We start from the raw sequence: 22,172 nt of genomic DNA, 5'->3' as shown, positions 1-22,172 counted from the left end.
CGCACGCGCCGCACGGCCGGCTCCGCCGCGCCCCGCACGCGCCGCACGGCCGACCCCGCCGCGGCCCGCGCCGTCGCCGCGCCACCGCCCCTCCACCGTGGCGCGGAAAGCGGTCTTGACATGATCATGATGCCATCGTGACTCTGCCCTGGCCGTTCCCCCTGTTCACCGATGGGCCGGACGGCGACCACCACGACAAGGGGGGCACATGAGACGCAAGGCGAGAGCCGTCCTCGCGGCCGCTTCGCTGCTGCTGGGCGGGCTGGCCGCCATGCCCGCGGCCCACGCGGACCCCGCGCGCGACGGCGGCGGCGAGCCCATCGCCGTATGGACCGCCGAGGTCACCGGGGAGCAGGTGCCGCTGCTCCTGGAGGCCGGCGCGGACGCCCACGAGCTGGGCGTGCGCACGCCCGACAAGGGCACCACCCACGTCGAGCTCTTCCTCACCCGCACCCAGGCCGACCGGCTCCGCGCCCAGGGCGTCGGCCTCACCGAGCGCACGCTCTCCCCGGCCGCGCGGCAGCGGGTCGCCGCGGCCGGCGACGGCGTCTTCCGCCCGTACAGCGCGCCCGGCGGCCTCCGTGACGAGATCGTCGAGGTCGGCCGCACCCACCCCGGCCTGGCCAAGGTCGTCCCCATCGGCAAGAGCCTGAACGGCCAGGACATCCTCGCCGTCAAGATCAGCAAGGGCGCGTCGGCCACCCCCGACGGCGCCAAGCCCGCCGTCCTCCACGTCTCCAACCAGCACGCCCGCGAGTGGATCACCCCCGAGATGACCCGGCGGCTGATGCATCACTACCTCGACTCCTACGGGCGCGACGACCGGATCACCACCGTCGTCGACCGTACGGAGCTGTGGTTCGTGCTCTCGGCCAACCCCGACGGCTACGACTTCAGCTTCACCCCCGGCAACCGCCTCTGGCGCAAGAACCTGCGCGACAACAACGGCGACGGCCAGATCCGGCCCGGCGACGGCGTCGACCTCAACCGCAACTTCCGCTACCGCTGGGGATATGACAACGAGGGCTCCTCCCCGAACCCCGCCAGCGAGACCTACCGCGGCGCCGCCCCCATGAGCGAGCCCGAGACCAAGGCGCTCGACGCCCTCCAGAAGCGCGTCGGCTTCGAGTACGGCATCAACTACCACTCCGCCGCCGAGCTGATCCTCTACGGCGTCGGCTGGCAGGTGGCCACCCCCACCCCCGACGACGTCCTCTACCGCGCCCTCGCCGGCACCCCCGAGAACCCGGCCGTGCCCGGCTACCGCCCCCAGATGTCCTCCGAGCTCTACACCACCAACGGCGAGTCCGACGGCCACGCCGCCAACGTCAACGGGATGATGATGTTCACCCCCGAGATGACGACGTGCGCCACCGCCTCCGCGCTCGACCCGAACGACGCCTGGGAGCCCGGCGACTGTCAGTCCGGGTTCAACTTCCCCGACGACCGGACCCTCATCGAGCAGGAGTTCCGGAAAAACGTTCCGTTCGCGCTCGCCGTCGCCGAGACCGCGGCCCACCCCGACCGCCCCAGCTCCCCGGTGGGCATGACCGCCCCCGACTTCACCCCCGACGCCTTCACCACCTCGTACGCCGCCGGCGGCCCCCAGGAGGTCTCCGTCGTCGCCCGCAAGAGCGTCCGCGACAAGCGCCTCCACTACCGGATCGACGGCGGCCCCATCCGCACCGCACCGCTGCTGCCCTGGCGGGGCGGCAGGGTCTACGGCGGCGAGGACAACATCCGCTTCGACGAGTACCGGGCCCGGGTGACCGGCGCCCGGCCCGGCGCCGAGGTCACCGTCTGGTTCAGCGGCCGCACCCGCGAGGGCGCGCCCACCGCCGCCGAACCGTTCCGCTACACCGTCGCGCCACGCCCCCGCGCCGACACCCTCGTCATCGCCGAGGAGGGCGGCGACACCCCGGCGCGCCACACGGACGCGTACACCGCCGCCCTCGCCGCCAACAAGCGCCGCGCCGCCGTCTGGGACGTGGCCACCCGGGGCGCCCCGCACGCCCTCGGCGTCCTGAGCCACTTCAAGGACGTCGTCTGGTACACCGGGGAGGGCCGCCCCGGCGGCGCCACCCTGCTGGCCGTACGGGCCCACCTCAACGAGGGCGGCCGGCTGATCACCGCCGGGGAACAGGCGGGCGGCGGCTCCGTCGTCGGCTCCGCGCTCACCAACGACGTCGCCCAGTACTACCTCGGCGCCCACAGCCGGACCTCGGTGAGCCGGCCGACGGCCTTCACCGGCGCCGGACGCCTCGCCCCGGCGGGCGCCGCCCTCGCCGACGCGCCCGGCAACCCGCTCGACGCCGCCGGCCTCTACACCGTGACCTCGGACATCCTGCCCCCGGAGGCGTTCGAGCAGTTCACCAGCGCCGGCGCGGGCGCCTACGCCCCGCCCGCGCAGCCCGGCCGCTCGGCCGCCGTCACGACCCGCTCCACGGTGCTCCTCGGCTTCGGTCTGGAGCACGTCGCCACCCCCGCCGAGCGGGCGTCATTGCTGGGTGCGGCACTGCGCGCGCTGCGCCGCTGACGGTGCGTGTCCCCGACTGCTCGATGTCACCCAAAGCGCCCGGGAGAGGTAGGGTCGGTGGTGGTCGGGGACATCCCATACAGTTCGCCGGCGCCCAGACCGGCCACACCAACGAGGAGATCGGTTCGTGACGATCCGCGTAGGCATCAACGGCTTTGGCCGTATCGGTCGCAACTACTTCCGCGCGCTCCTGGAGCAGGGCGCGGACATCGAGATCGTCGGTGTCAACGACCTGACGGACAACGCCACCCTGGTCCACCTGCTGAAGTACGACTCGATCCTGGGCCGCCTGAAGCAGGACGTCAGCCACACCGACGACACCATCACGGTGGGCAGCCAGACGTTCAAGACGATGGCCGAGCGCGACCCGGCGAACCTGCCGTGGGGTGAGCTCGGCGCCGACATCGTCATCGAGTCCACCGGCATCTTCACCAAGCGCGACGACGCCGCCAAGCACCTCGCCGCCGGCGCGAAGAAGGTCCTCATCTCGGCCCCGGCCAAGGACGAGGACATCACCATCGTGATGGGCGTCAACCACGAGCAGTACGACGCGGCCAACCACCACGTCATCTCCAACGCCTCCTGCACCACCAACTGCGTGGCGCCGATGGCCAAGGTCCTCGACGAGACCTTCGGCATCGTCAAGGGCATGATGACGACGGTCCACGCCTACACCAACGACCAGCGCATCCTGGACTTCCCGCACAAGGACCTGCGCCGCGCCCGCGCCGCCGCGGAGAACATCATCCCGACCTCCACGGGCGCCGCCAAGGCCACCGCGCTGGTCCTCCCGCAGCTCAAGGGCAAGCTGGACGGCATCGCCATGCGCGTCCCGGTCCCGACCGGCTCGGTCACCGACCTGGTCCTCGAGCTCGACCGCGAGACCACCAAGGAAGAGATCAACGCCGCCTTCCAGAAGGCCGCCGAGGGTCAGCTCAAGGGCATTCTCGAGTACACCGAGGACCCGATCGTCTCCTCGGACATCGTCAACTGGCCGGCCTCCTGCACCTTCGACTCGCAGCTCACCATGGTCCAGGGCAAGCAGGTCAAGGTCGTCGGCTGGTACGACAACGAGTGGGGTTACTCCAACCGTCTGGTGGACCTCACCACCTTCGTCGGCGGCCAGCTCTGATCGCTGCCGCGTAAGGCACCGAGATGGAGGACAGGGCTCGTGCGGAGCGAAGACGCCCCGCACGAGCCCTGTCCCATGACCACAGCAACGGAGTCACTTCGTGAAGACGATCGATGAACTCATCGGCGAGGGCCTGACCGGGAAGCGGGTCTTCGTCCGCGCCGATCTGAACGTGCCGCTCGACGGCGCCGTCATCACCGACGACGGCCGCATCCGCGCCGTCCTGCCGACGATCAAGAGGCTCGCCGAGGCCGGCGCCAAGGTGATCGTCGCCTCGCACCTGGGCCGCCCCAAGGGCGCCCCGGACCCCGCGTTCTCCCTCGCCCCCGCCGCCGACCGCCTCGGCGAACTGCTCGGCGCCCCGGTGGCCTTCGCCACCGACACCGTCGGCGAGTCCGCCCGCGCCACCGTCGCCGCCCTGGCCGACGGCCGGGTCGCCGTGCTGGAGAACCTGCGCTTCAACGCCGGCGAGACCGCCAAGGACGACGCCGAGCGCGCCGCCTTCGCCGACGAGCTGGCCGCGCTCGCCGATGTGTACGTCGGCGACGGCTTCGGCGCCGTGCACCGCAAGCACGCCTCCGTGTACGACCTCCCGGCGCGCCTGCCGCACGCCGCCGGCGGCCTCATCGCCACCGAGGTCGGCGTGCTGAAGAAGCTCACCGAGGACGTCAAGCGCCCGTACGTGGTCGTGCTCGGCGGCGCCAAGGTCTCCGACAAGCTCGGCGTCATCGACCACCTGCTGGAGAAGGCCGACCGCATCCTCGTCGGCGGCGGCATGGCGTACACCTTCCTCAAGGCCCAGGGCCACGAGGTCGGCATCTCGCTGCTCCAGGAGGACCAGATCCCGGCCTGCCAGGAGTACCTGGCGCGGGCGAAGGAGCGCGGCGTGGAGTTCCTGCTCCCCGTCGACGTCCTGGTCTCCGCCGAGTTCCCGGACCTGAAGACCAAGGCCCCGGCCAACCCGAGCGTGGTGGCCACCGACGCCATCCCCGCCGACCAGGAGGGCCTGGACATCGGCCCGAAGACCCGGGAGCTGTACGCCGGCCGGCTCGCCGACGCCGCGACCGTCTTCTGGAACGGCCCCATGGGCGTCTTCGAGCACCCCACCTACGCCGAGGGCACCAAGGCCATCGCCCAGGCGCTCACCGACAGCCCGGCCTTCACGGTCGTCGGCGGCGGGGACTCCGCCGCCGCGGTCCGCATCCTGGGCTTCGACGAGAACGCTTTCGGCCACATCTCGACCGGCGGCGGCGCGAGCCTCGAATACCTCGAGGGCAAGACGCTCCCCGGCCTCGCCGCACTGGAGGACTGAACACCGTGACCGCTCCCCACAAGGGCCGCACCCCGCTGATGGCGGGCAACTGGAAGATGAATCTCAACCACCTGGAGACCATCGCCCACGTCCAGAAGCTCGCCTTCAGCCTCACCGATAAGGACTACGACGCCGTCGAGGTCGCCGTCCTGCCGCCGTTCGTCGACCTGCGGTCGTGCCAGACCCTCGTCGACAGCGACAAGCTCAGGATCAGGTACGGCGCCCAGGACCTCTCGGCGCACGACTCCGGCGCCTACACCGGCGAGATCTCCGGCGCCATGCTGGCCAAGCTGAACTGCACCTACGTGGTGATCGGCCACTCCGAGCGCCGCCAGTACCACGGCGAGGACGAGGCGCTCGTCAACGCCAAGGTCAAGGCCGCGTACCGGCACGGCCTCACCCCGATCCTGTGCATCGGCGAGGGCCTGGACGTCCGCAAGGCGGGCAACCACGTCGCCCACACCCTCGCGCAGCTCGACGGCGCCCTGGCGGACATCCCGGCCGAGCACGCCGAGACGATCGTGGTCGCCTACGAGCCCGTGTGGGCCATCGGCACCGGCGAGGTCGCCACCCCCGAGGACGCGCAGGAGGTCTGCGGGGCGATCCGCGGCCGGCTGGCCGAGCTCTACGACCGGGAGCTGGCCGACAAGGTCCGCATCCAGTACGGCGGCTCCGTGAAGTCCGGCAATGTCGCCGCGATCATGGCGCAGCCGGACGTCGACGGCGCCCTCGTCGGCGGTGCCTCGCTGGACGCCGAGGAGTTCGTCAAGATCGTCCGGTTCCGGGACCAGTGAGGTTCTCCGGGACCACCGAGGGTGGCCCCGCGGCCGGTGAGTAGGCCGGGGGCCCTCCTCCGTCGTACCCTGTCGGGGGCCGGACCGCGGCATGACCGCCGCCCGGCCCCCGTCGCCATCACGAGTCCGTAGAGAGTTGGTCCAGCCGTGATTATGGGGTTCTCGATCGCCCTGATCGTCTTCAGCCTGCTGATGATGCTGCTGGTGCTCATGCACAAGGGAAAGGGCGGCGGCCTCTCCGACATGTTCGGTGGCGGCATGCAGTCCTCGGTCGGCGGCTCCTCCGTCGCCGAGCGGAATCTCGACCGCATCACCGTGGTGGTCGGTCTGCTGTGGTTCGCCTGCATTGTCGTCCTCGGACTGCTGATGAAGCTGGACAGCTGACTCCCTGTCCGACTCGCCGTCTGACACACCGTCGCGTGCGCGGCCTATCATGGAGGCTCGCGTCCTCGGGCGCGGGGGTGTAACTCCAGTCACTGGACGCGCGTTGGGCCTTACGTAGACTGGGGCGCCCCGGCAGCGGAGCTGCCTATCGATGCTTCGCAGCACCATCACGCAGGGAGTTACGACCGTGGCAAGTGGCAACGCGATCCGTGGAAGTCGGGTCGGAGCGGGGCCGATGGGTGAGGCCGAGCGGGGCGAGTCCGCGCCGCGCCTGCGCATCTCCTTCTGGTGCTCGAACGGGCACGAGACGCAGCCGAGCTTCGCCAGCGACGCGCAGATTCCCGACACGTGGGACTGCCCCCGCTGCGGTTTCCCGGCCGGCAAGGACCGGGACAACCCGCCGGACCCGCCGCGCACCGAACCGTACAAGACGCACCTCGCCTATGTGCGGGAGCGCCGCAGCGACGCCGACGGCGAGGCGATCCTGGCCGAGGCGCTGGCCAAGCTGCGCGGCGAGATCTGAGCGGTACCCCCTCTCGTACGGGTGACGGCCCGGGACGCGGAACACCCGCGCCCCGGGCCCGTCGCGTTCTCGGCGCCACGGCGTTTCCGGTGCCGGGGTGTTCCCGGTGCCGTCGTGTTCCGCCGGGCCGCGCTTTCGGGCCGCCCGCGTTTTTCGACCATGCCGCGAGCCGGGGGACACCTCGTACCGGCTTCTGATCAATTAGGTTGGATGCGCAGCGGGGCAGTGACGAGGAGAAGTGAGCTGATTCGGGGATGTCCGAGATGAACGCAGCAGGCCGGGCCAGGCTCGATCAGATGCCCGAGTGGATCGCGTTGGCCAAGCACCGGGAGCAGCTGGGGGAGGTGCGGCTGCGGGAGCTGTTCGCGGCCGACCCGGGGCGCGCCGAGCGCCTCACCACGCAGGTCGGCGACCTGTACCTGGACTACTCCAAGCACCTGGTGACCGATGAGACGCTGCGGCTGCTGCGCGAGCTGGCCGCGGCCGCCGGCGTGACCCGGCTGCGGGACGCCATGTTCCGCGGCGAGAAGATCAACAACACCGAGGGCCGCGCGGTGCTGCACACCGCCCTGCGCGCCCCGCACGACACCGTGATCGAGGTGGACGGCCACAACGTCGTGCCCGCGGTCCACTCGGTGCTCAACAAGATGTCCGTCTTCGCCGGCCGGGTTCGCTCGGGCGGCTGGACCGGGCACACCGGGGAGCGCATCACCACCGTCGTCAACATCGGCATCGGCGGCTCCGACCTCGGCCCGGCGATGGCCTACGAGGCGCTGCGCCCCTTCACCGATCGGCGGCTGGACTTCCGCTTCGTCTCCAACGTGGACGGAGCCGATCTGCACGAGGCGGTACGGGACCTGGACCCGGCCCGGACCCTGTTCATCATCTCCTCCAAGACGTTCACCACCATCGAGACCATCACCAACGCCAAGGCCGCCCGGCGCTGGCTGCTGGAGGGGCTCGGCGGGGACGAGTCGGCCGTGGCACGGCACTTCGTCGCGGTGTCGACCAACGCGGCCGAGGTCGCGGAGTTCGGCATCGACACCACCAACATGTTCGAGTTCTGGGACTGGGTCGGCGGCCGGTACTCGTACGACTCCGCCATCGGCCTCTCGCTGATGATCGCCATCGGCCCGGAGCGGTTCCGCGAGATGCTGGCCGGCTTCCACCTGGTCGACGAGCACTTCAGGACCGCCCCGGCGGAGGAGAACGCGCCACTGCTGCTCGGGCTGCTCGGCGTCTGGTACGGCGGCTTCCACGACGCCCAGTCGCACGCCGTCCTGCCCTACAGCCACTACCTGTCGCGCTTCACCGCCTACCTCCAGCAGCTGGACATGGAGTCCAACGGCAAGTCCGTGGACCGCCAGGGCCGCCCGGTGAACTGGCAGACCGGCCCGGTCGTCTGGGGCACCCCCGGCACCAACGGCCAGCACGCCTACTACCAGCTGCTGCACCAGGGCACCAAGCTGATCCCCGCCGACCTCATCGGCTTCGCCCGGCCGGTCGAGGAGCTCGGCGAGCTGAAGGACCAGCACGACCTGCTGATGGCCAACCTCTTCGCCCAGGGGCAGGCCCTCGCCTTCGGCAAGAGCGCCGAGGAGGTCGCGGCCGAGGGCGTGCCCGCCGAGCAGGTGCCGCACCGCACCTTCCACGGCAACCGCCCCACCACCACCATCCTGGCGACGGAGCTCAGCCCCTCCGTACTGGGCCAGCTCATCGCGCTCTACGAGCACAAGGTGTTCGTCCAGGGCGCGATCTGGAACATCGACTCCTTCGACCAGTGGGGCGTCGAGCTCGGCAAGGTGCTCGCCAAGCGGATCGAGCCCGTACTGACCGAGGGGACGGGCGGGGAGGGCCTGGACGGCTCCACGGCCGCCCTGGTGAGCCGCTACCGGTCGCTGCGCGGCCGCTGAGCCCCGCCGGGGGCCGCGCCGCCGGCGGCGTCCGCCGCCCCCGGCGGTGGGGCCTGCTGAGGCGTTCCCGGCGGTGGGGCCTCCTGCGGCCGGGTGACCCGGGCCAGAAAGGCCCGGGTCCTCGGGTGCTCCGGGCGGACGAGCACCTCGCCCGGAGCGCCCTCCTCCACCACCCGCCCGTCGTCCAGGAAGACCACCCGGTCGGCGACCTCGCGGGCGAAGCCCATCTCGTGGGTGACCACCATCATGGTCATCCCCTCGTCGGCGAGCCGGCGCATCACCGCCAGCACCTCGCCCACCAGTTCGGGGTCGAGCGCGCTCGTCGGCTCGTCGAACAGCATCAGTTCCGGGCCCATCGACAGCGCCCGCGCGATCGCCACCCGCTGCTGCTGGCCGCCGGACAGCCGCGCCGGATAGCCGTCCTCCTTGTCGAGCAGCCCCACCTTCGCCAGGTTCTCCCGGGCGATCGCCGTGGCCTCGGCCCTGCCCCGGCGCAGCACCCGCCGCTGGGCGATGGTGAGGTTCTCCAGCACCGTCAGATGCGGGAACAGGTTGAAGGACTGGAAGACCATGCCGATCCGCCGGCGCACCCGGTCCAGGTCCACATCGGGGTCCGTCAGATCCACCCCCCGCACCCGTACGGTGCCCGAGGTCGGCCGCTCCAGCAGGTTCGCACAGCGCAGCAGCGTGGACTTGCCCGACCCGGAGGGGCCGATCACACACACCACCTCGCCCGGCCGGACGCGGAAGTCCACACCGCGCAGCACCTCCAGATCCCCGAAGGACTTGCGCAGCCCCCGGATGTCGATCGCCGGCGGCACGCCTTCCCCGACTGTCATCGCCGTCTCACCGGGCCTTCGCGTGCCGGGCCTCCAGCCGCCGTACGAGCAGCCCGAGGGGAATGGTGATCAGCAGATAGCACAGCCCCGCCACGAAGATGGGCGTGGTGTTGGCCTCCTGCCCGGCCAGGTCCCGGCCGAACTTGGTGAGTTCGCGCTGCTCCAGCGTCACCCCGAGGAACAGCACCAGGGAGGAGTCCTTGAAGAGCAGCACCAGCTCGTTCGTCAGCGGCGGCACGATGATCCGGAACGCCTGGGGGAGGACGATCGAGCGCATCGCGAGCCCCTGGGACATGCCCAGCGTGCGCGCCGCCTCCACCTGGCCGCGCGGCACCGCCTGGATGCCGGCGCGCATGGTCTCCGCCATGTACGCCGCCGACACCAGGCCCAGCGCGCACGCCACCTGGCCGTACGTGCCGCCGGGGAGCGCCGCGCCGGGGAAGGCGAGCGGCACCCCCACCCCCACGAAGATGAAGATCAGCAACGCGGGCAGGCCCCGGAAGAACTCGATGTAGGCCATGGCCAGCCAGCGGTACGGGCCCACGGACGACAGCCGCATCAGCGCGACCAGCAGCCCCAGCACGAGCCCCACCGCGAACCCGGAGAGGGTGTAGACGACGGTGTTGAACAGGGCCACGGTGATCAGATCGGGGAAGAGCTGCTCGGCCACGCCCGGGTCCAGGAACTGCTGCTGGATGCGCGGCCAGTCGGCCAGCGCCGCCAGGACCGTCACCGCCGCCACCAGCACCGCGTACTGCGCGCCGCGCGCCATCCGCCGCCGGCGCCGCGGCGACATCCGGGCGGACTCCCGGGCGCTCACCGGCCGTCGGCGCCCTTCGGCATCGGGCCGATCCACTCCTCGTACAGCTTGCGGTACGTGCCGTCGGCCCGCGCTGTGCGGATCACCGCGTCGATCTTCTCCAGCAGCTTCGGATTGCCGCCCTTGCGCACCGCGAAGCCGTAGCTCTCGCCGGTCCGCAGATCGGCGGAGAGGGTGAACCGCTCGGCGAGGGCCGGGTCCTTCAGCCAGTTCCGCACCACCGGGTAGTCCTGAATGATCACATCGACCTGCCCGGTGCGGAGCCCGTTGAGCTCGGCGTCGGAGGACTCGTACGACGTGGGGTCGATGCCGGCCCGGCGCGCCAGCTCCTCCCCGGTGGTGGCGGACTGCGAGCCCAGCCGCGCCGCGCCCGCCTTCACCTCCGCCAGGGAGCCGGCCCGGACACCCTTGCGGGCCAGCAGCGCCTGGGTGGCCTCGAAGTACGGCTGGGAGAAGTCCAGGTTCTCTCTGCGCTCATCGGTGATCGTCATGCCGGCGGCGGCCACGTCGCACAGGCCCGCGTTGAGATCGGCCCCCGTCCTGATGGTCTCGAACGCCTTGTCCACCACCACCTGTTCGACGCCGAGCTCCGCCGCCACCAGGTCGATCAAGGCCACGTCGAAGCCGACGACCTTGCCGTCCCGCTCGAACTGGAAGGGCGGATAGGGCAGATGCGTGCAGGTGGTGAGCCGGCCTTCCTTCACCAGGCGCACCCCGTCCACGGTGGCGCCCCCGGAGCCCGAGGAACCGCAGCCGACGGCGAGCGCCGCCAGGGCCCCGGCCAGGGCGACCACCGTACGGTGGCGCCGGGCGACAGTACTGCGGCGCGCGCGCACAGTACGGCGGCGAGGGAGCACCGTACGGTGGCGCCGGACGGCAGTACTGCGGCGCGCTCGGCTGCTGGGCGGTGTCATCGGCAACCCCCTGTGCGTGGCGGTGCGTAGCTCCCCGGCCCCCGACCCCCCGACCTCACGGATGTCGCGACCGTGGGACCGCACAGCGTCGCGTACCCGTCTCCGGAATGTCCAGAGCCCCGAGGCCATGGACCTCGGGGCTCCGGACGGCGCACCGCGACCGGTGTGAAACCGGTGGGACTACGGTGACGCGGGGGGATACATCGAGCGCGGCAGGCCGGCCGCCGCGGCCGCGTCGAGCAACCACAGCGTGCGGCTGCGCCCGTACGCCCCCGCGGCGGGGGCCTGGACCTCACCGGCGCCGGACAGCGCCACGGCCACCGCCTGCGCCTTGTCCTCGCCCGCCGCGAGCAGCCACACCTCGCGGGCGGCCCGGATGGCGGGCAGGGTCAGCGAGACCCGGGTGGGCGGCGGCTTCGGCGCGCCGTGCACCCCGACCACCGTGCGCTCGGTCTCCCGCACGCCCGGGTGCTCGGGGAAGAGCGACGCCACATGGGTGTCCGGCCCCACGCCCAGCAACAGGACGTCGAAGGAGGGCACGGGACCGTGGTCCTCCGGGCCGGCCGCGGCGGCCAGCGCGGCGGCGTACGCCTCCGCGGCGGCGTCCGCGTCGAAGCCCTCGGGCCCGTCCGGCGCCGGCATCGCATGCACCCGCGCCGGGTCCAGCGGCACCGAGCCGAGCAGCATCTCGCGGGCCTGGACGTCATTGCGCTCCGGATGGCCGGAGGGCAGGAACCGCTCGTCGCCCCACCACAGGTCGAGCCGCGACCAGTCCACCGCGTCCCGGGCGGGGGCCTCGGCGAGCGCGGCGAGCAGACCGTTGCCGTTGCGCCCGCCGGTGAGCACCACGGAGGCGGAGCCGCGGGCGGCCTGGGCGTCCACGATCTTCGTGATCAGCCGGGCCGCCGCGGCCTTCGCCATCAGCTCCTTGTCGCGGTGGACCACGACCTGCGGAGCGGTCACTTGCGGGCCGCCTTCCGGCCGCCGCCCTGCGACCCCTCGCCGCCCGCCGCCTTCTTCCCGCCGGAGGCGTTCGAGGCGTCGTTCGAGGCGTTCGACGTGCTCGACGCCTTCGACGCCGCCTTGCCGCCGCCCCCGGTGGAACCGGTCGAGCCGGTCGAGCCGGGAGCCTCATCGGGCTCCCGCTCCGCCTCCGCGGCAGCCGCCTCCGCGGCCGCCTCCCGGCCCTCGGCCGCCGCCGAGTCGCGGGCGGCCTTGTTCGGGCTGCCCAGCCCCTCCACGCCGATCCTCACCGCCGAGGCGTAGGTGTCGTCCGGGTCGAGCCGGCGCAGCTCCTCCGCGAGCAGCTCGGCGGTGTCCCGCCGCTTGAGCGCCACCGCGCGGTCCGGCTGGCCCGGGATGGAGAGCGTGGCCAGCGCGCCGTCGGCGCGGTCCAGCACGATGCTCCCGTCCGTGGACTCCAGCCGTACGGAGGTGAGGCCGGGCCCCTGGGAGCCCTTGCGCTCCACCGGCACGCCGAGCCGGTCCGCGAGCCACATGGCCAGCAGCTCACAGCTCGGGTTGTACTCCTCGCCCGTGACCTCCGCCGAGACGATCTCGCACGGCATCTGGTCCAGGGCGGCCGCCAGCATCGAACGCCACGGGGTGATCCGGGTCCAGGACAGATCCGTGTCGCCCGGGGTGTAGGACTGGGCGCGGGCGGTGAGCTCCCGCACCGGGTGCTCGGCGGCGTAGGTGTCCGTGACCCGCCGCTGGGCGAGCGCGCCCAGCGGGTCGGCGGCCGGGTTCAGCGGCGAACCGACCGGCCACCAGACGACCACGGGGGCGTCCGGCAGCAGCAGCGGCAGCACCACGGACTGGGCGTGGGCCGCCACCTCGCCGTGCAGCCGCAGCACCACGGTCTCCCCGGTGCCGGCGTCGGCGCCCACCCGCACCTCCGCGTCGAGCCGGGCCTTGGCCCGGTCGCGCGGCGAGCGGCTGGCCCGCTTGATCACCACGAGGGTGCGCGAGGGGTGCTCGCGGGAGGCGTCGTTGGCCGCCTTGAGCGCGTCGTACGCGTTCTCCTCGTCGGTGACGATGACCAGGGTGAGGACCATGCCGACGGCCGGGGTGCCGATCGCGCGGCGGCCCTGCACCAGAGCGGCGTTGATCTTGCTGGAGGTGGTTTCCGTCAGGTCGATCTTCATGGCCGGCGCCAGCTCCGTCCGTCTCGTGCGAGCATCTCGTCCGCCTCGACCGGCCCCCAGGTCCCGGCCGCGTACGGCGCGGGCTTGCCGTTGCGGTCCCAGTACTCCTCGATCGGGTCGAGGATCTTCCAGGACAGCTCGACCTCCTCCAGCCGCGGGAAGAGGTTGGCGTCACCGAGCAGCACATCCAGGATCAGCCGCTCGTACGCCTCCGGGCTCGACTCGGTGAAGGACTCGCCATAGGCGAAGTCCATCGACACGTCCCGGACCTCCATGGAGGTGCCCGGCACCTTCGAGCCGAACCGCACGGTCACGCCCTCGTCCGGCTGCACCCGGATGACCAGGGCGTTCTGCCCCAGCTCCTCGGTGGCCGTGTGGTCGAAGGGGGAGTGCGGCGCCCGCTGGAAGACGACCGCGATCTCCGTCACCCGGCGGCCGAGCCGCTTGCCCGTACGGAGGTAGAACGGCACGCCCGCCCAGCGGCGGTTGTCGATCCCCAGCTTGATGGCGGCGTAGGTGTCGGTCGTGGAGTGGGGGTCGATGCCCTCCTCCTCCAGATAGCCGAGCACTTCCTCGCCGCCCTGCCAGCCGTGGCAGTACTGACCGCGCACGGTGTGCCGGCCCAGGTCCTGCGGCAGCCGGACCGCGCCGAGCACCTTGGTCTTCTCCGCCACCAGCGCGTCCGCGTCGAAGGAGCCGGGCTCCTCCATGGCGGTCAGCGCCAGCAGCTGGAGCAGGTGGTTCTGGATGACGTCCCGGGCGGCGCCGATGCCGTCGTAGTAGCCGGCCCGGCCGCCGATGCCGATGTCCTCGGCCATCGTGATCTGGACGTGGTCCACGTACGACCGGTTCCAGATCGGTTCGAACATCTGGTTGGCGAAGCGCAGCGCCAGAATGTTCTGGACCGTCTCCTTGCCCAGATAGTGGTCGATCCGGAAGACCTCGTTCGGCGGAAAGACCTCGTGGACGATGCGGTTGAGCTCCTGCGCGCTCGCCAGGTCGTGGCCGAACGGCTTCTCGATGACCGCGCGGCGCCAGGAGCCTTCCTTCTGGTCCGCCAGTCCGTGCTTCTTGAGCTGCTGGACCACCTTGGGGAAGAACTTCGGCGGCACGGACAGGTAGAAGGCGAAGTTGCCCCCCGTGCCCTGGGCCGCGTCCAGCTCCTCGATGGTCGACTTGAGCGTCGCGAACGCCTCGTCGTCGTCGAAGGTGCCCTGCACGAAGCGGCAGCCGTTGACCAGCTGCTGCCAGACCTCCTCGCGGAACGGCGTACGGGCGTGCTCCTTGACCGCCTCGTACACCTCCTGCGCGAAGTCCTCGTGCGCCCACTCCCGGCGGGCGAACCCGATGAGGGAGAAACCCGGCGGCAGCAGTCCGCGGTTCGCCAGGTCGTAGACGGCGGGCATCAGCTTCTTGCGCGACAGGTCGCCCGTGACACCGAAGATGACCAGACCGGACGGCCCCGCGATGCGCGGGAGCCGCCGGTCCAGGGGGTCACGCAGCGGATTGCTGCTGCTCACGTGTTTACGCCTCCGAAGGAGCGAGTCGCTTGAGTTCCGCCTCGGTGGACTTCAGCAGGTCGTTCCAGGACGCCTCGAACTTCTCGACGCCCTCGTCCTCCAGGAGCTGTACCACGTCGTCGTACGAGATACCCAGCTTCGCCAGGGCGTCCAGGTCGGCCCGCGCCTGCTCGTAGGTGCCGCGCACGGTGTCACCGGTGATGTCGCCGTGGTCGCCGACGGCCTGGAGGGTGGCCTCCGGCATGGTGTTCACCGTGCCCGGGGCGACCAGGTCGTCCACGTACAGGGTGTCCTTGTACGCCGGGTCCTTGACACCGGTCGAGGCCCACAGCGGCCGCTGCCGGTTGGCGCCCGCCTTCTCCAGCGCCGCCCAGCGGTCGGACGCGAACACCTCTTCGTACGCCTGGTACGCCAGCCGGGCGTTGGCCAGCGCGGCCCTGCCGCGCAGCTCCTTCGCCTCGTCCGTGCCCAGGGCGTCCAGCCGCTTGTCGATCTCGGTGTCCACGCGGGACACGAAGAAGGAGGCGACCGACTCGATGGTGGACAGGTCCAGGCCCGCGGCCTTCGCCTTCTCCAGACCGGTGAGGAAGGCGTCCATCACCGCGCGGTAGCGCTCCAGTGAGAAGATCAGCGTCACATTGACGCTGATGCCCAGGCCGATGACCTCGGCGATGGCCGGCAGGCCCGCCTCGGTCGCCGGGATCTTGATGAAGGTGTTGGGGCGGTCCACCAGCCAGGCGAGCTGCTTGGCCTCGGCGACCGTGGCGCGGGTGTCGTGCGCCAGCCGCGGGTCCACCTCGATGGACACCCGGCCGTCCCGGCCGCCGGTGGCGTCGAAGACCGGCCGCAGCACATCGGCGGCGTCGCGGACGTCCGCCGTGGTGATCATGCGGATGGCCTCTTCGACCGTGACCCGGCGGGCGGCGAGGTCGGTCAGCTGCTGGTCGTAGCCGTGGCCCTCGGAGATCGCCTTCTGGAAGATCGACGGGTTGGTGGTCACCCCCACCACATGCTGCTGGTCGATCAGCTCGGCGAGGTTGCCGGACGTGATGCGCTGGCGCGACAGGTCGTCCAGCCAGATCGCGACGCCTTCGTCGGAGAGGCGCTTGAGTGCGTCTGCCATGGGAATTGCATCTCCTGCTTGAGTCGTATGGGGCGTCAGCGGCGCACGGAGGCGACCGACTCGCGGGCGGCGGCGGCCACGGCGCGGGAGGTCAGACCGAACTCCTCGAAGAGCACCTGGTAGTCGGCGGAGGCGCCGAAGTGCTCCAGGCTGACGATGCGGCCGTGGTCCCCGACCAGCTCGCGCCAGCCCTGGGCGATGCCGGCCTCGACCGACACCCGGGCCTTGATGTCCGGCGGCAGCACCTGCTCGCGGTACGCCTGGTCCTGCTCGTTGAACCACTCGATCGACGGCATCGACACCACGCGGGTGGCGATCCCCTCGGCCTCGAGGGTCTCCCGCGCCTCGACCGCCATCTGCACCTCGGAACCGGTGCCGATGAGGATCACGTCCGGGCGGCCCGAGGACGCCTCGACCAGGATGTAGCCACCCTTGGCCGTGCCCTCGGCGGAGCCGAACGCCTCCCGGTCCCAGGTCGGCACGTTCTGCCGGGTGAGGGCCAGGCCGGTCGGGCCGGTGCCGGGCACCGCGTGGCGCTCCATGATGGTGCGCCAGGCGACGGCGGTCTCGTTGGCGTCGGCCGGGCGGACCACGCTCAGGCCCGGGATCGCGCGCAGCGCCGCCAGGTGCTCCACCGGCTGGTGGGTGGGGCCGTCCTCGCCCAGACCGATCGAGTCGTGGGTCCAGACGTACGTGACCGGCAGCTGCATCAGCGCGGCCAGCCGGACGGCCGGGCGCATGTAGTCCGAGAAGACCAGGAAGGTGCCGCCGTACACCCGGGTGTTGCCGTGCAGCGCGATGCCGTTCATGGTCGAGCCCATGGCGTGCTCGCGGATGCCGAAGTGGATCGTCCGGCCGTACGGGTTCGCCTCCGGCAGCGGGTTGTCCGCCGGCAGGAAGGAGGACGAGGCGTCGATCGTGGTGTTGTTCGAGCCGGCGAGGTCGGCGGAGCCGCCCCACAGCTCGGGGACCACGGCGCCGAGCGCCTTGAGGACCTCACCGGACGCCTTGCGGGTGGCCACGGCCTTGCCGGCGGGGAAGACCGGAATGGCCTTCTCCCAGCCCTCGGGCAGCCGGCCCGCGTCGATCCGGTCGAACTCCGCCGCCCGCTCGGGGTTGGCGGTGCGCCAGTCCTCGAACTGCTTCTTCCAGCGGGAGTGCGCGTCGCGGCCGCGGGCGACCACGTCACGGGCGTGGGCCAGCACCTCGTCGGCGACCTCGAAGTGCTTCTCCGGGTCGAAGCCCAGGACGCGCTTGGTGGCGGCCACCTCCTCCTCGCCCAGCGCCGAGCCGTGCGAGGCCTCGGTGTTCTGGGCGTTGGGGGCCGGCCAGGCGATGATGGTGCGCGCCGCGATCATCGAGGGGCGCTCGGTCTCGGCCTGCGCCGCCTTCAGCGCCGCGTACAGGGCGTGCACGTCGAAGTCGCCGTTGGGCGACTGCTCGATGCGCTGGACGTGCCAGCCGTACGCCTCGTAGCGCTTGAGGACGTCCTCGGACAGCGCCGTGGCGGTGTCGCCCTCGATCGAGATGTGGTTGTCGTCGTAGAGCGCGATGAGGTTGCCGAGCTTCTGGTGGCCGGCCAGCGAGCTGGCCTCCGCCGAGATGCCCTCCTCCAGGTCGCCGTCGGAGACGATCGCCCAGATGGTGTGGTCGAACGGGGACTCGCCGGCCGGGGTGTCCGGGTCGAACAGCCCGCGCTCGTAGCGCGCGGCCATGGCCATGCCCACGGCGTTGGCGATGCCCTGGCCCAGCGGGCCGGTCGTGGTCTCCACGCCCGTGGTGTGCCCGTGCTCGGGGTGGCCCGGCGTCCGGGAGCCCCAGGTGCGGAACGCCTTCAGGTCGTCCAGCTCCAGGCCGTAGCCGGCCAGGAAGAGCTGGATGTACAGCGTCAGGCTGGTGTGGCCGGGAGAGAGGACGAACCGGTCACGGCCCACCCAGTCCGGGGACGACGGGTCGTGCCGCATCAGCTTCTGGAAGAGCAGATACGCGGCGGGAGCGAGGCTCATGGCCGTGCCCGGGTGGCCGTTACCGACCTTCTGCACGGAATCCATGGCCAGGACGCGGGCGGTATCGACGGCCCGCTGGTCCAGTTCGGTCCACTCGAGATCTGTGGTGGTCGGCTTGGTGCTCACCCTGGGTCAGGGCTCCTCTCCACATGGTCGAATGCCGGTGACAGGTGCCCCGGCGCTGTCGAGCCTACCCTCGCGGGCACGTGCATCTTTTCGACTTCCGGTCGGTTTCCGGTCGACCGCCGGGGGACCTCTCCGGTGAACCGTTTCCCAAACCGGCGCCATTCCCTCGGTCCTCCTCGCAGTGTCCCCCCGAACCGTGAACGCGGGGCGGACAACACGACCCACCCCCGCGACGAGCCGCGTATGTCCTCCGTCTAGAGTGGCGTGGTACGCGCGAGTCCTCGCCGGGCCATTTGTCCGGAGCTCGCTGGGATCTCTGTCAGGGGTGTGCGTGACAGCCGTCGAATCCCGTCCTGCGGGTGGGGGTACCGCCCCTACCCGAAGGGTTGTGGGGGAGCTCGCCAAGGGCCCTGTTCACCGGCCGGCCCATCGGCCGTTCGGGGCCAGGGTCAAGGCATTCGTGGCGCTGACGAAGCCGCGGATCATCGAGCTGCTGCTGATCACCACCGTTCCGGTGATGTTCCTCGCCGAGCAGGGTGTGCCCGACCTGTTGCTGGTGCTCTACACCTGCATCGGCGGGTACCTCTCCGCGGGCGGCGCAAACGCGCTCAATATGTACATCGACCGGGACATCGACGCGCTGATGGACCGTACGTCCCAGCGCCCGCTGGTCACCGGCATGGTCACGCCGCGCGAGGGGCTGGTCTTCGGCATCACCCTCGGCGTCGTCTCGACGGTCTGGTTCGGCCTGCTGGTCAACTGGATGTCGGCGGCCCTGGCGCTCGGGGCGCTGCTGTTCTACGTCGTCGTCTACACCATGTGGCTCAAGCGGCGCACGGCGCAGAACATCGTCTGGGGCGGCATCGCGGGCTGTCTGCCGGTCTTCATCGGCTGGTCCGCCGTGACGAACGAGCTCTCCTGGGCCGCGGTCATCCTCTTCCTCGTCATGTTCTTCTGGACGCCGCCGCACTACTGGCCGCTGTCGATGAAGGTCAAGGAGGACTACGCCCGCGTCGGCGTGCCGATGCTCCCGGTCATCGCCTCCAACACGGTCGTCGCCCGGCAGATCGTCCTCTACAGCTGGGTCATGGTCGGCGTCTCGCTGCTGCTGTGGCCGCTGGGGTACGTGGGCTGGTTCTACCCGCTGGTCGCGGTCGTCGCCGGCGCGTGGTGGCTGGTGGAGGCGCACGCCCTCCAGGCGCGGGCCAAGGCGGGGCTGACGGGCGCCAAGCTCAAGGAGATGCGGCTGTTCCACTGGTCCATCACCTATGTCTCGCTGCTCTTCGTGGCCGTGGCGGTGGACCCCTTCCTGCGCTGACAGGCGTTTCTCCCGGGTGCGCCCGGTGTCCGGGCCCCGGCGGGCCGGGGCGCCGGGCGCTCGCCGTTCCGGGAGTGCGGCGCGCGGGCGGGGGATCACCCTTCCCCTGATGGTTACCGGCCGGTAGCATCAGTGGTATGGCAGAGAACCAGGCGGCCCCGACCGCCACGCCGAACCCCCGGGCGCAGCGTCGAGCGGCCCGGCTGGCCAAGCAGATCCGCGCCTTCGCCGGCCGGCACGGCGGCAGCGCCGACGGCCATGTCGCCCACCTCGGCCAGCGGGGCGCCCGGATCGTGATCGTCGGCGCCGACGGCGCCTGGGGCGACCTGGTGGCCCCCTCCCACGCCATCGCCCTCCAGGCCGCCGAGCGGGCCTCGCTCACCCTCCACGAGTCGCTCGACGGCGAGCTCGCGGCGAAGATGCGCACCGGCCCGTACGAGTGGTCGCGGATGGCCGGCATCCAGATCGGTGGCCCCGCCAACGAGGCTCCGAGCAACACCTGACCGCCGGGCCGTACGTTAGGTCCGTGGGGCCGTAGGAACACGGCCCGGGCGGGAGGCGTGGTGCTGTGGTAGCTCGATGGGCCGGGATCATCCCGCTGCCACCGCTGGTGGACCAGCACTGCCACGGCATCCTCCGTACGGAGCTGGGCCTGGGCACGTTCGAGTCCCGGCTGGCCGGCACCAGTGCCGCCCCCGCCCCGGGCACCACCTTCTTCGACACCCAGGCCGGCTTCGCCGTGCGCCGCTGGTGCCCCCCGTTGCTCGGGCTGGAGCCGCACTGCCCGCCCGTGCGCTATCTGGCGCGCCGCCGCGAGCTGGGCGCGCCGGAGGTCGGACGGCTGCTGTTACGGGCCAGCGGCATCGGCACCTATCTCGTGGACACCGGGGGCGCCGCCCCCACCGGGCCGGGCGCCTGGGCCGGCGGCGGCCCCGCCGAGGGCGGGGAGCTCACCGAGCCCGCGGAGCTCGCCGAGGCCGGCGCCGCCGACGCGCACGAGATCGTGCGCCTGGAGCGGCTCGCCGAACAGATCGCCGACACCTCCGGCACGGCCCGCGACCTCATCTCCAACCTCGCCGAGGCGGTGCACGGCGCCGCCGCCACCGCCGCCGGGTTCGCCGCGGCCGCCGGCCGCGGACCCGGCCCGGCGCTCGCCCCCGAGCCGCCCGGGCCCGGCGAGGTGCGCTGGGCGGCGGAGCGCTGGCTGGCCGGGCGGCGGGCGGGGGAGCCGGTCACCGACCCCGTGCTGGTGCGCCATTTGCTGTGGACGGCGGTCGACACCGGGCGGCCGCTCCAGCTCCACCCCGGCGGCGGCGACCCGGCCCTGGCCGCCGAGCGCGGCGACCCCCGGCCGCTCACCGACTTCGTCCGCGCCACGGCCGGCCTCGGCACCGATCTGGTGCTGCTGCACGGCTACCCCTACCACCGGCACACGGCCTGCCTGGCGCAGGCCTTCCCGCACGTCTACGCCGATCTCGGGCCGGCGCTGGGGCGCACCGGGGCGCGGGCCACGGCCGTACTGGCGGAGGCGCTGGAGCTGGCGCCGTTCGGCAAGCTGCTGTTCTCCACCGGGGGCCGGGCGCTGCCCGAACTCCACCTGGTGGCCGCCCGCCTCTTCCAGGAGGCCCTGGGGCGGCTGCTGATGGAGTGGGTGGCCGACGGCTCCTGGTCGCGGCCCGACGCGGAGCGGGTCGCCGCCCGGATCGCGGCCGGCAACGCCCGCCGGGTGTACGGCCTGGCGGGGCCGTCAGACGGCGCTGGCGACTGAGTCCCGCTGGGCCGGGCCGGGAACCGCGGCGGGCTCCTGGAGCGGCCGCTCACGCAGGGACAGCAGCATCCGCAGGACGGCGATCCACACCAGGCACGAGCCGAGCAGATGGAGGCCGACCAGGACCTCGGGCAGATGGGTGAAGTACTGGACGTAGCCGATGGCGCCCTGGGCGAGCAGCACCAGCAGCAGATCGCGGGCGCGGGCCCGCGGCCCGGCGGGGGCGTCCACCACCCGCAGCACCACCCACAGCAGCACGGTCAGTGCCACGACGGCCCAGGCGAGCAGCGCGTGCGCCTCGGTGACCAGCTTGATGTCCAGCGGCATGCGCGCCACGTCGCTGCTGTCACCGGCGTGCGGCCCGGTGCCGGTGACGACCGTGCCGGCGGTGATCAGACAGCCGGCCACGCCGGTCAGCAGATAGCCCAGCTGGCGCACCCGGGGGCCCACCAGCGGGCGCGGCGGGGTGTCGCCCTCCCGGGCGCGCTGCCAGGTCACCGTGGCGACCGTTAGCAGGGCCGTCGCCAGCAGGAAGTGAGCGGCCACGCTGTACGGGTTCAGGCCCGTCCACACCGTGATGCCGCCGATCACCGCGTTGCCCATGACGACCCAGAACTGGACCCAGCCCAGCCGGGTCAGCCCCCGGCGCCAGGGCTTGGTGGAGCGGGCGGCGATGATCGCCCAGCCGACGGCCGCGCTCAGCACGTACGCCAGCATCCGGTTGCCGAACTCGATGGCACCGTGCAGGCCCATCTCCGGCGTGGCGATCAGGCTGTCCTCGCTGCACTTGGGCCAGGTGTCACAGCCGAGGCCGGAGCCCGTCAGCCGTACGGCGCCACCGGTCACCACGATGAACACGCTCATCACCACGGCGGACAGGGTGGCGCGCCGGACCGTTCCGGCGGCCGGGGTCCAGCGCTGGGCGATGAAGGCGAGAGGGTTTCGCACGGCTTCGAGCAACTTCGGCACCCGCCCATCGTAGGGGCAGGCTTGTGCA

At 72.0% G+C, this 22,172-nt stretch carries 18 protein-coding genes and 1 pseudogene; 10 read left to right on the top strand and 9 right to left on the bottom strand.

Going from position 1 to position 22,172, the window contains the following annotated elements; translation table 11 throughout:
- Window positions 1-208: 208 nt before the first annotated feature.
- The 7 genes and pseudogenes from ACSNOD_RS02785 to pgi all read left to right on the top strand — a co-directional run.
- A pseudogene (locus ACSNOD_RS02785) lies at window positions 209-2,413 on the top strand (M14 family metallopeptidase); the annotation flags it as partial.
- A 250-nt stretch (window positions 2,414-2,663) separates the two neighbouring features.
- Window positions 2,664-3,668 carry a type I glyceraldehyde-3-phosphate dehydrogenase gene (gap, locus tag ACSNOD_RS02780; RefSeq protein ID WP_436765080.1) on the top strand — a complete coding sequence of 335 codons (1,005 nt, stop codon included), beginning with the start codon at window positions 2,664-2,666 and terminating at the stop codon, window positions 3,666-3,668.
- A 100-nt stretch (window positions 3,669-3,768) separates the two neighbouring features.
- The gene (locus ACSNOD_RS02775) at window positions 3,769-4,980 is read left to right on the top strand and encodes a phosphoglycerate kinase (protein ID WP_436765079.1); all 1,212 of its coding nucleotides are present in this window, start codon (window positions 3,769-3,771) and stop codon (window positions 4,978-4,980) included.
- Window positions 4,981-5,018: 38 nt separating this feature from the next.
- The gene (gene tpiA / locus ACSNOD_RS02770; RefSeq protein ID WP_436765091.1) at window positions 5,019-5,774 is read left to right on the top strand and encodes a triose-phosphate isomerase; all 756 of its coding nucleotides are present in this window, start codon (window positions 5,019-5,021) and stop codon (window positions 5,772-5,774) included.
- A 153-nt stretch (window positions 5,775-5,927) separates the two neighbouring features.
- Entirely contained in the window at window positions 5,928-6,158 is a 231-nt protein-coding gene (secG, locus tag ACSNOD_RS02765) for a preprotein translocase subunit SecG (RefSeq protein WP_215093480.1), read from the top strand.
- Window positions 6,159-6,345: 187 nt separating this feature from the next.
- Window positions 6,346-6,681, top strand: a complete 336-nt coding sequence (locus ACSNOD_RS02760; RefSeq protein WP_076971064.1) for an RNA polymerase-binding protein RbpA — start codon at window positions 6,346-6,348, stop codon at window positions 6,679-6,681.
- A gap of 263 nt (window positions 6,682-6,944) precedes the next feature.
- Entirely contained in the window at window positions 6,945-8,594 is a 1,650-nt protein-coding gene (gene pgi / locus ACSNOD_RS02755; protein WP_436765078.1) for a glucose-6-phosphate isomerase, read from the top strand.
- Here the strand turns inward: pgi and ACSNOD_RS02750 are convergent.
- The 8 genes from ACSNOD_RS02750 to tkt all read right to left on the bottom strand — a co-directional run bounded on the left by ACSNOD_RS02750 (window position 8,570) and on the right by tkt (window position 18,089).
- Complete coding sequence (locus ACSNOD_RS02750) at window positions 8,570-9,433, bottom strand: amino acid ABC transporter ATP-binding protein (protein ID WP_436765077.1); 864 nt, start codon at window positions 9,431-9,433, stop codon at window positions 8,570-8,572. The genes pgi and ACSNOD_RS02750 overlap by 25 nt on opposite strands.
- A gap of 7 nt (window positions 9,434-9,440) precedes the next feature.
- Window positions 9,441-10,229, bottom strand: coding sequence for an amino acid ABC transporter permease (locus ACSNOD_RS02745; protein WP_436765090.1), 789 nt, complete (start codon window positions 10,227-10,229; stop codon window positions 9,441-9,443).
- Between the two features lie 20 nt (window positions 10,230-10,249).
- Window positions 10,250-11,167: a transporter substrate-binding domain-containing protein gene (locus ACSNOD_RS02740; RefSeq protein ID WP_436765076.1), complete on the bottom strand. Its 918-nt coding sequence runs from the start codon at window positions 11,165-11,167 to the stop codon at window positions 10,250-10,252.
- Window positions 11,168-11,347: 180 nt separating this feature from the next.
- Window positions 11,348-12,130: a 6-phosphogluconolactonase gene (pgl, locus tag ACSNOD_RS02735; RefSeq protein WP_436765075.1), complete on the bottom strand. Its 783-nt coding sequence runs from the start codon at window positions 12,128-12,130 to the stop codon at window positions 11,348-11,350.
- The gene (opcA, locus tag ACSNOD_RS02730) at window positions 12,127-13,314 is read right to left on the bottom strand and encodes a glucose-6-phosphate dehydrogenase assembly protein OpcA (protein ID WP_436765074.1); all 1,188 of its coding nucleotides are present in this window, start codon (window positions 13,312-13,314) and stop codon (window positions 12,127-12,129) included. The genes pgl and opcA overlap by 4 nt, the downstream gene beginning before the upstream one ends.
- Entirely contained in the window at window positions 13,311-14,834 is a 1,524-nt protein-coding gene (zwf, locus tag ACSNOD_RS02725) for a glucose-6-phosphate dehydrogenase (RefSeq protein WP_436765073.1), read from the bottom strand. Before zwf ends, opcA begins: the two co-directional genes overlap by 4 nt.
- A gap of 4 nt (window positions 14,835-14,838) precedes the next feature.
- Window positions 14,839-15,957 carry a transaldolase gene (tal, locus tag ACSNOD_RS02720; RefSeq protein WP_436765072.1) on the bottom strand — a complete coding sequence of 373 codons (1,119 nt, stop codon included), beginning with the start codon at window positions 15,955-15,957 and terminating at the stop codon, window positions 14,839-14,841.
- Between the two features lie 35 nt (window positions 15,958-15,992).
- Entirely contained in the window at window positions 15,993-18,089 is a 2,097-nt protein-coding gene (gene tkt / locus ACSNOD_RS02715; protein ID WP_436765071.1) for a transketolase, read from the bottom strand.
- 331 nt (window positions 18,090-18,420) lie between these two features.
- On the opposite strand from tkt, the gene ACSNOD_RS02710 reads away from it, so the two are divergent.
- From ACSNOD_RS02710 to ACSNOD_RS02700, 3 genes are all read left to right on the top strand, one after another.
- Entirely contained in the window at window positions 18,421-19,407 is a 987-nt protein-coding gene (locus tag ACSNOD_RS02710; RefSeq protein ID WP_436765070.1) for a heme o synthase, read from the top strand.
- Window positions 19,408-19,544: 137 nt separating this feature from the next.
- Window positions 19,545-19,910, top strand: coding sequence for a hypothetical protein (locus ACSNOD_RS02705; protein WP_436765069.1), 366 nt, complete (start codon window positions 19,545-19,547; stop codon window positions 19,908-19,910).
- Window positions 19,911-19,996: 86 nt separating this feature from the next.
- Complete coding sequence (locus ACSNOD_RS02700) at window positions 19,997-21,175, top strand: amidohydrolase family protein (protein ID WP_436765089.1); 1,179 nt, start codon at window positions 19,997-19,999, stop codon at window positions 21,173-21,175.
- Here ACSNOD_RS02700 and ACSNOD_RS02695 read toward each other — a convergent pair.
- Complete coding sequence (locus ACSNOD_RS02695; RefSeq protein ID WP_436765068.1) at window positions 21,155-22,144, bottom strand: COX15/CtaA family protein; 990 nt, start codon at window positions 22,142-22,144, stop codon at window positions 21,155-21,157. The genes ACSNOD_RS02700 and ACSNOD_RS02695 overlap by 21 nt on opposite strands.
- Window positions 22,145-22,172 lie beyond the last annotated feature (28 nt).

Origin of the sequence: Streptomyces sp. URMC 123 (genome assembly GCF_051386515.1) — a bacterium.
In the GTDB taxonomy this organism is placed as follows: domain Bacteria; phylum Actinomycetota; class Actinomycetes; order Streptomycetales; family Streptomycetaceae; genus Streptomyces.
This window is presented reverse-complemented; position numbering and strand designations above follow the sequence as displayed.